This is a genomic window from Rhizobium sp. SYY.PMSO (assembly GCF_046840415.1).
Taxonomy (GTDB): domain Bacteria; phylum Pseudomonadota; class Alphaproteobacteria; order Rhizobiales; family Rhizobiaceae; genus Rhizobium.
The window spans coordinates 2,728,437-2,740,812 of sequence record NZ_CP177349.1; the positions used below are offsets into that span (position 1 = coordinate 2,728,437).

General features: G+C 62.7%; 10 protein-coding genes. 5 read left to right on the top strand and 5 right to left on the bottom strand.

Translation table 11 applies throughout. The features are described 5' to 3' along the window. The first annotated feature begins 171 nt into the window (after positions 1-171). From ACJJVH_RS13320 to ACJJVH_RS13330, 3 genes are all read left to right on the top strand, one after another. Positions 172-1,371 (top strand): four-carbon acid sugar kinase family protein, encoded by a 1,200-nt coding sequence (locus tag ACJJVH_RS13320; RefSeq protein WP_412064124.1) that lies wholly within the window; start codon positions 172-174, stop codon positions 1,369-1,371. Then, on the top strand, positions 1,368-2,381 hold the full coding sequence (pdxA, locus tag ACJJVH_RS13325) for a 4-hydroxythreonine-4-phosphate dehydrogenase PdxA (protein WP_412064125.1): 1,014 nt from the start codon (positions 1,368-1,370) through the stop codon (positions 2,379-2,381). The genes ACJJVH_RS13320 and pdxA overlap by 4 nt, the downstream gene beginning before the upstream one ends. 134 nt (positions 2,382-2,515) lie before the next feature. Then, entirely contained in the window at positions 2,516-3,259 is a 744-nt protein-coding gene (locus tag ACJJVH_RS13330) for a metallophosphoesterase family protein (RefSeq protein WP_412064126.1), read from the top strand. Between the two features lie 106 nt (positions 3,260-3,365). Here the strand turns inward: ACJJVH_RS13330 and ACJJVH_RS13335 are convergent, their stop codons facing one another. The 4 genes from ACJJVH_RS13335 to ACJJVH_RS13350 form a co-directional block, all read right to left on the bottom strand. After that, the gene (locus tag ACJJVH_RS13335) at positions 3,366-6,521 is read right to left on the bottom strand and encodes an efflux RND transporter permease subunit (protein ID WP_412064127.1); all 3,156 of its coding nucleotides are present in this window, start codon (positions 6,519-6,521) and stop codon (positions 3,366-3,368) included. A gap of 23 nt (positions 6,522-6,544) precedes the next feature. After that, on the bottom strand, positions 6,545-7,693 hold the full coding sequence (locus ACJJVH_RS13340; protein WP_112804322.1) for an efflux RND transporter periplasmic adaptor subunit: 1,149 nt from the start codon (positions 7,691-7,693) through the stop codon (positions 6,545-6,547). 57 nt (positions 7,694-7,750) lie between these two features. Then, positions 7,751-8,359 carry a TetR family transcriptional regulator gene (locus ACJJVH_RS13345; protein WP_112804323.1) on the bottom strand — a complete coding sequence of 203 codons (609 nt, stop codon included), beginning with the start codon at positions 8,357-8,359 and terminating at the stop codon, positions 7,751-7,753. Positions 8,360-8,580: 221 nt separating this feature from the next. Continuing rightward, entirely contained in the window at positions 8,581-9,012 is a 432-nt protein-coding gene (locus ACJJVH_RS13350; protein ID WP_113356174.1) for an OsmC family protein, read from the bottom strand. A 344-nt stretch (positions 9,013-9,356) separates the two neighbouring features. Here ACJJVH_RS13350 and ACJJVH_RS13355 point away from each other — a divergent pair, with 344 nt between their 5' ends. Together ACJJVH_RS13355 and dgoD are read left to right on the top strand one after the other, a co-directional pair. Continuing rightward, positions 9,357-10,151, top strand: coding sequence for a FadR/GntR family transcriptional regulator (locus tag ACJJVH_RS13355; protein ID WP_412064128.1), 795 nt, complete (start codon positions 9,357-9,359; stop codon positions 10,149-10,151). Positions 10,152-10,182: 31 nt separating this feature from the next. Beyond that, positions 10,183-11,331: a galactonate dehydratase gene (gene dgoD / locus ACJJVH_RS13360; RefSeq protein WP_412064129.1), complete on the top strand. Its 1,149-nt coding sequence runs from the start codon at positions 10,183-10,185 to the stop codon at positions 11,329-11,331. 326 nt (positions 11,332-11,657) lie between these two features. Here the strand turns inward: dgoD and ACJJVH_RS13365 are convergent, their stop codons facing one another. Continuing rightward, positions 11,658-12,374: a Bax inhibitor-1/YccA family protein gene (locus ACJJVH_RS13365; RefSeq protein WP_112804254.1), complete on the bottom strand. Its 717-nt coding sequence runs from the start codon at positions 12,372-12,374 to the stop codon at positions 11,658-11,660. Positions 12,375-12,376 lie beyond the last annotated feature (2 nt).

Consider the following 12,376-nt stretch of genomic DNA (forward strand, 5'->3'; position numbering starts at 1 on the left):
GACATGCCGCTCTGGCTGCCTCTACGCCGTGATCCCACATGACTCGGTGACAAAGCAACCCGTTGACATCCTTCATGGAAGGCGGAAGATTGCGCGCCGCAAGAGCAGCCAAGGCCTTGCTTCCATGTCCGTATCCGAATGCCCGCAAGGCCGCTGAAGGCTCCTCCGCCAATGCCCACTCTCCGCCTCATTGCTGACGATCTCACCGGCGCGCTCGATACCGCGGTCGAATTCGTCGGCGTCTACGGCCCGATCGCGGTGCAGCGCGACGACGCGCTTCCGGCAAGACTGCCGGATTGCCTTGCGATCGATAGCGGCACCCGCGAAAAATCGGCGGCCGACGCGGCGGCGATCGTCGGCCGCATCGCGCCGTTGCTGGAGGGAGCCGATCTTGCCTTCAAGAAGGTGGACAGCCTGTTTCGCGGACCCTGGGCGGCGGAACTTGCGGCCTGCTTTCGCCTCGGCCACTGGCGTCACTGCATCCTCGCACCGGCCTTTCCGCATCACGGACGGCACACAAGGGGCGGAAGGCAGGTGCTGTTTGCCGGCAAGGACGCCTGGCGCGACATAAGCGGCGATCTCGTCACGCATTTACGAGCCGAGGGATTGCCGGCCTTCAACACGACGCTCGATCGGGCCACCGTCGAAGGCGCTGAAAAGCTGCCCATTCCGGATGGCATCCATGTTTTCGATGCCCATACGGACGACGATCTGGACGCCGTCATCGCATGGGTATCCTCGCAGCTTGAGGGTCCCGTCTTATGGAGCGGCACCGGCGGGCTGGCGCGCGCCCTGGCACGGAATATCGACCTGGCGACACATCATCGCCCTCATGCCGAAAAGAACGCCGGCACAACACGCATCACGCCCGCCGTCCCCATTTCGCGCAGGCTGCAAAGACCAGTGCTCGGCCTGTTCGGCTCGGACCAGCCGATCACGCTGGCGCAGCTCCAGGCCTGCGGCCCCAATTGGCTGAAAATCGCGGAACATGCCAACGCCGACGCCATCGACCATCAAATCCAGCAAAGCGGCGTCGCCATGGTCAGCATCGATCTGCCGACGGGGCTTGAACGTGATGACGCGGCAAGGCGGATCGAGGCGACTTTCGGCGGCATCGCCAAGGCTTTGCCGGCACCGGCCACACTGATCGTCGCCGGCGGCGAGACCTTGCGAAATCTTTGCTCGGCGCTCGACGTGGCAGCCCTCAGCATTACCGGCCAGGCCGCGCCCGGCCTGCCCCGCTCCACGATCGTCGGCGGCCCCTGGCAGGGAACCACGGTCATCTCCAAATCGGGAGCCTTCGGTGGCCCAACCCTGTGGCGCGATCTCCTGAGTGAAAACGGGCTGATTGCCGGAGGAGAAGAACCATGACGCGGCATCTGGCGATCACCATGGGCGATCCCGCCGGCATCGGCCCGGAAATCATCGTCAAAGCCGCGGCCCGGCTGAAGGATCGGCTGGACGAAGGCAGCCTGAAGCTGACGATCATCGGCAGCGGCCCGGCCCTGCGGCTGGCCGAGCGGCAGCTCGGCCTCGATATCGAGATTCCCGAAACGCAGATGGAGGGCGACTGGCCGAACCTCTGCTTCATCCAGGCCGATGCCGAGGGAGAGCCGATCCTGCCCGGCGCTCTTTCCGCCGATGGCGGCCGCATGGCGTTCAAGGCGGTCGAAAAGGGCGTGCAGCTCGCCATGGCCGGCAAGGTCGGCGGCATCGTCACGGCGCCGCTCAACAAGGAAGCACTGAACAAGGCCGGCTTCCATTATGCCGGCCATACCGAGCTGCTGGCGGAACTCACCGGCGCGCGCGGGTCGGTGATGATGCTCGCCCATGGCAATATGCGCGTCAGCCATGTCACCACCCATGTCGCGCTGGAGGATGTGCCGAAGCGGCTGACGCCCGAGCGGCTGCGCCTCGTCATCGACCTCACCGACAAGGCGCTCAGGAATCTCGGCATCGCAAGGCCGAAGATCGCGGTGGCGGCGCTCAATCCGCACGCCGGCGAAGGCGGTCTCTTCGGGCGGCAGGATATCGATATCTCCACTCCCACCATCGCCAGGGCCGTGTCGGACGGACTGGATATTGCCGGCCCCGTTCCCGGCGACACGGTTTTCGTCAAGCTGCGCGCCGGCCAGTACGATGCCGTCATCGCCATGTATCACGATCAGGGCCATATCCCCGTCAAGCTGCTCGGCTTCGAAATCGATCCGGCGACGGGCAAGTGGATGGATCTCTCCGGCGTCAACATCACGCTCGGCCTGCCGATCGTGCGCACCTCCGTCGACCACGGCACGGCTTTCGACATCGCCGGCAAGGGGATTGCCAACGAGCGCAGCCTGATCGAAGCGATCGAATTCGCCGAAAGGCTCGCAGGCGGCTGACCGTCGGCCGCTTGCGGCAAACCGATGCTTGGAATACCGTTCAACGCAGGCTCGCCGACGGCGAGTTTCTCGATACCATTTCCAATAATTGGACTGCCGCTGCCGTTCCGGCCCGGCGGGCAACGGCCGATTTCATGCAGCATCAGCGAGACCGCATCGACCTCAGCGCACGCGACTATACGGCGATCTATGCGCTGAGCGATATCCATGGCTGCTACGACGATATGGTCGCGGCCGAACGCCGCATCGTCGAGGATGCCCGCGCCCTTCCCGGCCGGAAGCTGCTGATGTTTCTCGGCGATTATGTCGATCGCGGCCCACGTTCGAGCGACGTGCTGGAGCATCTCTGCGCGCCGCCGCCCGAAGGCTTCGACCGCTATGCGCTTTGCGGCAATCACGACGATGTCTTCCTAAGCTTTCTGGACGATCCCGACGCCAACATGCATTGGCTCGAATTCGGCGCGCTGCCGACGCTTGCCTCCTATGGCATCGATGCCAGGCATGTGCTTTTCGACCTCGGTTATGGCGTCGAGGAATTGCGCGACATGACGCTCAAGGCGATGCCCGCAGCGCATGTCCGCCTGCTGCGCTCGCTCGCCGGAGCGGTTACTCTCGGCTCGATCCTTTTCGTCCATGCCGGCATCAGGCCGGGCATCGCCCTGAGCGAGCAGACGGATGAGGATCTGATGTGGATTCGCGAGCCCTTCCTGACGAAGGGGCCGCAATTGCCGCTTCTGGTGATCCACGGCCATACGCCGGGCTCGCATCCGGTTTTCGGCCAGAGCCGCATCGGCATCGATACCGCCGTTTCCATGGGCGGAACCCTTACCGTCCTCAAGATCGCCGAGGGCAGACAGACAATCCTGCCGCCGATCTAGAGCGATTCCGGGAAAACTGCATAGGGGTTCTCCGCGCGGAATTGCGTAAGAACAAAAGATAGCGAAAACCCCGGCACGAAACCGGGGTTTGCTTGTTTCTGACGGCTTACTCCGCCGCCATCGCCGGAGGAAGCTGGATCGTGCTCCGGTCGTCGTCGGCCTGATCCCTGGCCGGCGGCTCCGTCGACTTGTGCTTCGGCTCGCGGCCGAAGAACAGAGCGTAACCGGCGGGCAGGACGAAGATGGTCAGCACGGTCGCGACCAGAATGCCGCCCATCATGGCGTAGGCGAGCGGCCCCCAGAAGACGCCGCGCGAGATTGGAATCAGCGCGAGAACGGCCGTCAGCGCCGTCAGCATGATCGGCCGGAAACGGCGCACGGCCGAGCCGATGATCGCCTCCTTCCGGTCCATGCCCGCCGCGATGTCCTGGTCGATCTGGTCGACGAGGATGATCGAGTTGCGGATGATGATGCCGAGCAGCGCGATAACGCCGAGGATCGCCACGAAGCCGAAGGGCGCACCGCTGATCAGCAATGCTCCCGCCGCACCGATGATGCCGAGCGGACCGGTGGCGAGCACCAGCATCGCCTTGCCGAAGTGCTGCAGCTGCGCCATCAGGAGCACGACGATGATGACGAGCATGATCGGCGCCTTGGCGGCAATGGATTGCTGGCTTTCGGCGCTGTCCTCGGCACCGCCCTGCACCTCGATCTTGTAGCCGGCCGGCAGGCTGTTCCTCAGATCCGCCATGTCGCTATAGAGCTTGGCGGTCACATCGTTCGCCTGCACGTCGTCGGGCAAGGTCGCGCGTACGGTGATGGTCGGCAGACGGTCGCGGCGCCATTCGATGCTCTGTTCCATCACGGGCACGATCTTGGCGACCTGCGACAGCGGCACGAAGCCACCCGCATCGGTCGGGATATAGACGGAGTTGACCGACGTCAGCAGATGGCGGCTTGCCTCCGGCTCGCGGGCGACGATGCCGACTGTTTCCTCACTCTCGCGATAGTTGTCGAGCGTGACGCCGGACATCGCGGCCTGAAGCATCTGGCGGATGCGCTGCGAGGTCACGCCCAGAGCACGGGCACGATCCTGGTCGATCACCAGCTTCATCGCCGGCACCGGCTCGAGCCAGTCGTCATGGATGGCGCCGAGCAGCGGGTTCCGGGCGAAGCGCTGCTTCACCTCGTCGGCAATATGGCGCACCTCCTGCCGGTCCGGGCCCATGACGCGCAACTGCACGGGCCAGCCTGTGGGCGGGCCGAGGAACAGACGGTCGACCTTGGCGCGGACGGCGGGGAAGTCTGCCGCGAGAATGCCGCGCATCTTGGCAATCAGACGCTCGCGGGCCGGCTCATCCTTGGCCATGACCAGCATCTGGGCATAGTTCGGATTGGTGAGCTGCTGATCGAGCGGCAGGAAGAAGCGCGGTGCGCCCTGCCCGACATAGGTGGCAATGAAGCGCTTGTCGGGATCGTCAGCCATGCGCGCTTCCAGCGCCTGCGCCTGCCGTTCGACTTCCTTGATGCTGGTGCCCTCCGGCAGCCACAGGTCCACGAGGATTTCCGGACGCGACGATTGCGGGAAGAAGTTCTGCGGAATGAACTGGAAGGACCACAGGCTGCCGATGAAGGCGGCAAGCGTCAGAAGCAGCACGATGACGCGATGGCGCACGGCCCAGGTGACTGACGAGCGCAGACGGCGATAAAAACGCGTGTCGAATACGTCATGATGCTCGCCGGCATGGTGGCGCTGCTTGAGGATCATGTAGCCGAGCCATGGCGTGAAATAGACGGCCACGAACCAGGAGACCACGAGCGCGATGCCGACGACATAGAACAGCGTGCGGACATATTCGCCGGCCGTCGATGCCGCGAAGCCGACCGGAATGAAGCCGGCGGTCGTGATCAGCGTGCCGGTCAGCATCGGGAAGGCGGTGGAGGAATAGGCAAAGCTCGCGGCATCGAGCTTGACCAGCCCCTCCTCCAGCTTGCGCTCCATGAGTTCGACCACGATCATGGCGTCGTCCACCAGCAGGCCGAGCGCGATGATGAGCGCGCCGAGCGAGATGCGCTGCAGATCGATGCCGAATTCGTACATGATGGCAAAGGTCGCGGCCAGCACCAGCGGAATGGCGATGGCGATCACCAGGCCGGAACGCCAGCCGATCGACAGGAACGAGACGATCAGAACGATGACGAGCGCTTCGCCGAGCGCGTGCATGAACTCGCTGATCGCGTCGGTAACCACATCCGGCTGATTGGCGATCTGGTCGACCTGAACGCCGACCGGCAGAGAGGCCTCGAAGCGCTTGTAGGTTTCCTCGACCGAGACGCCAACATCAGTCACCTTGTAGCCGCTTGCCATGACGACGCCGAGCTGTACGCTCGGATGGCCGTTATACAAGAACTTGGCGGTGTAAGGATCTTCAAGGCCGGCGGTGACGGTGGCGATATCGCCGAGGCGCGTCACCTGGCCGCCGGCGGTCAGCCGCAGGTTCTTGATGTCCTCGACCTTGTTGACGTCGCCCTCGACGGAGATGCGTACCGAACGCGTGCTGGTATCGACGGTGCCGGCGGGATCGACATTGTTCTGGCCGACGATGGCGTTCTTCAGGTCGTTGAGCGTCAGTCCGCGCTCGGCCAATACCTTGGAGGAGACGTCGATATAGATCTGCTCGGCCTGGTCGCCGATGATCGTGGCCTTCTCGACGCCCGGCGTCGCGAGCAGCATGTCTCGGGCCTGAATGGCAAATTTCTTCAGCTCCGGATAGGTGTAGCCGTCGCCGCTGATCGAATGCAGGGTGATGAACGTATCCCCGAATTCATCGTTGAAATAGGGGCCGAGCAGCCCGGACGGCAGCTCGTTGCCGATATCGCCGACCTTCTTGCGGATCTGGTAGAAGGCATCCTTCACCTGTTCGGTGTTGGTATCGCCCTTGATCTGGACCGTGGTGATCGCAAAGCCGGCGCGGGTATAGGATTTGACCCAGTCGAGATGCGGCGTTTCCTGCAGCTTGCGCTCGATCTTGTTGACCACCTGGTCTTCCATGTCCTGCAGCGAGGCGCCGGGCCAGACGGTCTGCACGACCATGACGCGGAAGGTGAAATCCGGGTCTTCCTTCTGGCCCATATGGGTCAGGCCGAGCGCGCCGGCGATGATGATGAGCCCGAACAGGAAGCGCGCGATGCTCGGATGGGCGATCGCCCAGCGCGACAGGTTGAAACGCTTCCTCTCGCCGGAGGTGCTGTTGATGGACATGGTTTCGTCCCCCTCGATCCGGGTCAGCGTAGGATTTCCGCCGAGGCGGCGTCGGTTTCTGCGGAGGCCTGCTGAGCGGCGGCGCCCGGAAGCTTCACTTTCATATTTTCGGTCATGAACTGCGTGCCGGCCGCCACCACGACATCGCCGGTTTTCAGGCCATCGGCAACGCGCACGCCGTCATCGGCGAAATCGGCGACCTTGATGGCGCGGGAATGGACGGTGCCGGCATTGCGGTCGACGAGCCAGACGATCTGTTGCCCGTCCTTCTGCGCAAGGGCGCTGAGCGGAATGGAAACATAAGGCTTCGTGTCGTCTGCAACCGCTTCGATCGTCGCCGTCATGCCAAGCAGCACGCGCGGATCGTTCGGCAGGCTTACGCGCACGGCGAAGGTACGCGACTGATCGGCGCTGCCGGAGACCTCCCGCACCTTTCCATCCAGCACGAGCGCCGAGTCGGACCAGAAGCGCGCCTTCACGTCCTTGCCGACCTTGAACTGGGCGATATCCATTTCCGGCACGGCGACCTGCACTTCCTTTTCGCCGTCGACGGCGACGGTGATGACGGGCGTACCGGAGCTGACCACCTGGCCGACATCGGCGTTGATCGTCGTGACGATGCCGTTCATGTCGGACGTCAGGTCGGCATAGGCGACCTGGTTCTTGGCCTCGGCCAATGCCGAGACGGCGGAATCGCGCGTCGAAACAGCCTGCTCGTAGGAGAGCTCCGCCTGTTCGAGCTGCGACTTGGAGGTGACATTCTTGTCGAACAGCGTCTGGGCGCGGTTGCGGGCAAGCCCGGCCGTCTGCACCTGCTTTTCCGCGGCATCGAGATCGGCCTGCGAGCGGCGCACGGCAAGCACATAGTCGGTGGCATCCATGCGCGCGAGCACATCGCCCGGCTTGACCTTCTGGCCGATATCGACCTTGCGCTCGATAATCTTGCCGGCGACCCGGAAGCCGAGGTTCATTTCCGTCCGTGCCCGCACCGCGCCGGAATAATCCAGCTTGCGCGTCGTATCCGCCTGGGCGATCTCGACGACCTTCACCGGCCGGATCACCTCCGCCGTCTCTTCCTTTTTCTCGTTGCAGCCGGAGAGCGTCAGCGCCAGTGCGGCAAAAAGCGCCGCGCCGGCAACGTTCCTTATGGTAGTGGTCGTCAGCGAAACCATGTCGCTCTCCTATGCGAACAAAAACTGGCGTACACCGGCCATCCGGTGCGCAGGCTGCTATTTCTTCAGGGCTCGGATGGCGAACTCGATGAGTTCTTCAGGCTTGGCCTGATGCGTCTTGGCAAGGCACTGCGCCACCATCTGCGGATGACAGAGATTGACGGTCGCCGCGCCGTAGCACTTGGACGCCACCTGCGGATCCTGCTCCGCGAATTCGCCGGCGGCGATCCCCTCGGCAATGATCTCGGCAATCAGATCCTGGATGCGGTCGATATGCTTTTCGATGACGTGCCAGTCGCGCTCGATGGCGATGACGACCATTTCATGAACCTTCTGCTCATCGAGCATGGTTTCCAGCGTCATCTTGTACTGGGCCATGGTATAGGCCCGCAGCCGCTCGGATGCACTGATGGGCTGATGGCGGAGCGTCCAGGCCATCTGGTAGCTCTGCTCCAGCATGCGCCCGCACAGAGCCTGATGAATGTCGGTCTTGGAGCCGAAGAAGCGGTAGATATTCGCCGTGGACATGCCGAGATCGCGGGCAATGTCGGCCACCGTCGTCTTGCTGTAGCCATAGTGGCGAAACAACCTCTCGGCGGCATCGAGAATCCGCGTGATGTTTTCCTGACGGACCGGGTCGGCGCCAACGTCGGGGAGATCGAGCATGAGCAGAACCTGATGGTTTACGAGTGACGATTTTTAATTTTCGTCACTCGTAAACCATCAGAGTTTCGATGTCAAGAAAACCGCCCACAACCGCAGGCGGTTTTCGAAGTCTATTGATTACACCGAGAATGCGCCGAACAACCTGAAACAACGGTTAAATCATCGACAACGCATTGTCCTGAACGCGGTCGGCATGTCCGGCATTTTGTCGCAGAGGCGCTTTAGCCGATGCGAACGTCCAGCGAAATCGGAACGGAGGCAAGCGCCTTGGAAACCGGGCAACCCGCCTTGGCCTTGTTGGCAAGCTCCGTGAAAGTCGCCTCATCGGCGCCGGGAACCTTGCCCGTCAGCGTCAGATGGATCGCGGTGATGGCAAAGCCGCCTTCGACGCTTTCCAACGTCACCTTGGCCGTCGTCTCCATGCTTTCGGCGGTGAAACCGGCCTCGTTGAGGATCAGCGACAGTGCCATCGTGAAACACCCCGCATGCGCCGCGCCGATCAGTTCTTCCGGATTGGTGCCGGCAACGCCCTCGAAGCGGCTGGCGAAGCCGTAGGGATAGCGATTGAGCGCGCCGCTTTGCGTCGAAATCTGCCCCTTGCCGTCCTTCAAGCCGCCGGACCATTGAGCCGAACCTGTACGATTGATCTGCATGTCGTCCTCCTTGTCGTTGAATGAGCCTTGGAGAGCGGCAACCCGCCTTCCCATTGATGATCGACGGCAAGCGGCGTGGCCACCTGCACCGACACCATAATCCTTCTATCGATCGAACACGACGCCGCCGTAACAGCGGCAGCGTCCATTTCGAAAAGCGCGGGACGCAGGATTGTTCCTCAAGGCGGGCAACGCAAAGACGCTAAATCATCATACAAGGATATTGCTTATGTATGATGATTAGATTATCTTCCTCGATATGAAAGACAGCGGCGCGCAAGCGCATCGGCTTCTTTCCGCGAGAAGCGCTCGCGGAAAGAAGCCGGCTGGAGTGGAGGAAAAGCGTGGATTCGCTTCAAAGGCAGGAACATGGCACGGCCGCCGGGTCGGGGCGCCGTCCCCGCGTGCGCAGAAACGTGACGACAGCGATCGCCGAGGACATTTGTGCCGAGCGCTATCCCTCCGGCTCCACCCTGCCGCGCGAAAACGATCTCTGCGAAATGTATGGCGTCAGTCGTACGGTGATCCGCGAATCCCTCAAGGTGCTGGAATCGAAGGGGCTGGTGCGCGGCAAGCCGCGTATCGGCACCACTGTCTGCGACAAGGACGACTGGAACATTCTCGATGAGGATGTGCTGCAATGGATGGGCCCGTATCTCGCCGATTTCGACATTCTCGGCTCGATCCTGGAAGCACGCCGCACCATCGAGCCGGCAGCTGCCGAATATGCGGCGGAGCGCGCCACCGCCCGGGAGATTGCCGACCTCGACAGCGCATGGCAGCAGATGCGCGACAGCGGCAACGATCCGGAAGGCTTCACCGAGGCCGACATGGCCTTTCACAAGGTGCTGCTCGGCGCCAGCCACAACCAGGTGTTCCGCCGCTTGTCCAGCGCGATGCATGCCGGCCTGAAATATGCGCTCCACGCCTCCAACGTCGCAGCCCATAGCCGCGACGAGGCGATCGCGGTTCACGGCGAGCTTGTCGAGGCGTTGCGCCTGCGCGACCGCGCCGCCGCGCGGGACTGCGCCCATCGCATGCTCGATCTTGCCGTCCGCGACATCGCCGCCGGGCAGCACGCGCGCGATGACCGCAGAAGCATTTCCGATACTCCGAAATCCGCGGCGCCGCGCCGCTGATACAATTTAAAGTCCAACTGGATGCATTCCCATGAAGATCACCAAACTGACGACCTACATCGTACCTCCGCGCTGGATGTTCCTGAAGATCGAAACCGACGAAGGCATCACCGGCTGGGGCGAGCCCGTGGTCGAGGGCCGGGCGCTGACCGTGCAGGCGGCGGTGCATGAGCTGGAGGACTACCTGATCGGCAAGGACCCGTTCCTGATCGAGGATCACTGGACCGTCATGTACCGCGCCGGCTTCTATCGCGGCGGCGCCATCCACATGTCGGCGCTTGCCGGCATCGACCAGGCGCTGTGGGACATCAAGGGCAAGGCGCTCGGCCAGCCGATCCACTCGCTGCTCGGCGGCCAGGTACGCGACCGGATCAAGGTCTATTCCTGGATCGGCGGCGATCGCCCCTCCGACGTCGCCAACAACGCCAGGGACGTGGTTGCCCGCGGCTTCAAGGCGATCAAGCTCAACGGCTGCGAGGAAATGCAGATCGTCGACACCTATGACAAGGTGGAAAAGGCCGTCGAGACCATCGCCACCATCCGCGAGGCGATCGGCCCCTACATCGGCATCGGCGTCGATTTCCATGGCCGCGTTCACCGGCCGATGGCCAAGGTGCTCGCCAAGGAGTTGGAACCCTACAAGCTGATGTTCATCGAGGAGCCCGTCCTCTCCGAAAACCGCGAGGCACTGAAGGAAATCGCCAACCATTGCTCGACGCCGATCGCGCTTGGCGAACGCCTCTATTCGCGCTGGGACTTCAAGTCCGTGCTGGCGGACGGCTATGTCGACATTCTCCAGCCCGATCTTTCCCATGCCGGCGGCATCACCGAATGCCGCAAGATCGCCGCCATGGCCGAAGCCTATGACGTGGCGCTCGCCCCGCATTGTCCGCTCGGCCCCATCGCGCTTGCCGCCTGCCTGCAGGTCGACGCCGTCAGCTACAATGCCTTCATCCAGGAACAGAGCCTCGGCATCCACTACAACAAGGGCAACGACATCCTCGACTACATCTCCAATAAGGAGGTGTTCCGCTATGCCGACGGTTTCGTCTCGATCCCGCAGGGTCCCGGCCTCGGCATCGAGGTCGACGAAGCCTATGTCATCGAGCGCGCCAAGGAAGGCCACCGCTGGCGCAATCCCGTCTGGCGTCACGAGGACGGCAGCGTTGCCGAGTGGTAAGGCCACGCTCGTTCCCTGACGGACGAGAAACCGCATATCTCCAATGATGAAAGGCCCGATAGCAGCAGATCTGCGCTAATCGGGCCTTTTCTTTAGACGGTGCTCTCTTGGTCCGGCACCTTCCCCCTTTGCCGCCTGGCGGCGAAGATTGCTGTAAACTTGGTTTGCCGCCTCCCAAAAAAAGTTGCGCCTGCAGTATCGGCGCAGATACTGCAGGCGCGTCATGCGTCTCAACAAGCCCCCAGGGAGACGCATTACCGGAGCATGATCACCAAAGGCGTGGAGTGCCCTTCGGTCCAGACCATGCCCAAGCAGGCAATTTCAAACTACTCCCGCTCGCCGGTGAGATTCAGCAACAGCTGGAAGATGTTGACGAAATTCAGGTAGAGCGAAAGCGCACCGAAGACGGCTATTTTCTGCTGCGATTCCTGATCGTAGTTCTCGGCATACTGTTCCTTGATGTTCTGCGTATCCCAGGCGGTCAGGCCGACGAAGACCACGATACCGATGATCGAGATGGCGAACTGCAGCGCGTTCGAACCCAGGAAGATGTTGACGATGCTGGCGATGATGACGCCGAACAGACCCATCATCAGGAACGATCCGATGTTGGAGAGGTCGCGCTTCGTCGTGTAGCCGTAGAGGCTGGTAGCGCCGAACATGGTCGCGGCGATGAAGAAGGTGCGCGCGATGCTCGTGCCGGTGAAGACCAGGAAAACCGAGGCCAGCGACAGGCCCATGACGGCGCAGAACGCCCAGAACATCATCTGCGCCGTGCTCGCCGACATCGACTGGATGCGGAACGAGAAGAAGAACACGAAGGCGAGCGGCGCCAGCATGACCACCCATTTCAGCGGGCTCTGGAAGATCGGCACGTAGAGCGCCGGGGTGGTGCCGACGATCAGCGCGACGATGCCGGTCACGACAAGGCCTATACCCATATAGTTGTAGACGCGCAGCATGTGCCGGCGCAGACCTTCGTCGAAGAGCGCCTGAGAGCCGGCGGCGGCTCCGTAGCCGTATCGCGGATTGGTCGGGTTCATGG

Coding starts and splice junctions, on each gene's coding strand:
- ACJJVH_RS13320 (WP_412064124.1), top strand. CDS start 172: ATGCCCACTCTCCGCCTCATTGCTGACGATCTCACCGGCGCGCTCGAT.
- pdxA (WP_412064125.1), top strand. CDS start 1,368: ATGACGCGGCATCTGGCGATCACCATGGGCGATCCCGCCGGCATCGGC.
- ACJJVH_RS13330 (WP_412064126.1), top strand. CDS start 2,516: ATGCAGCATCAGCGAGACCGCATCGACCTCAGCGCACGCGACTATACG.
- ACJJVH_RS13335 (WP_412064127.1), bottom strand. CDS start 6,521: ATGTCCATCAACAGCACCTCCGGCGAGAGGAAGCGTTTCAACCTGTCG.
- ACJJVH_RS13340 (WP_112804322.1), bottom strand. CDS start 7,693: ATGGTTTCGCTGACGACCACTACCATAAGGAACGTTGCCGGCGCGGCG.
- ACJJVH_RS13345 (WP_112804323.1), bottom strand. CDS start 8,359: ATGCTCGATCTCCCCGACGTTGGCGCCGACCCGGTCCGTCAGGAAAAC.
- ACJJVH_RS13350 (WP_113356174.1), bottom strand. CDS start 9,012: ATGCAGATCAATCGTACAGGTTCGGCTCAATGGTCCGGCGGCTTGAAG.
- dgoD (WP_412064129.1), top strand. CDS start 10,183: ATGAAGATCACCAAACTGACGACCTACATCGTACCTCCGCGCTGGATG.
- ACJJVH_RS13365 (WP_112804254.1), bottom strand. CDS start 12,374: ATGAACCCGACCAATCCGCGATACGGCTACGGAGCCGCCGCCGGCTCT.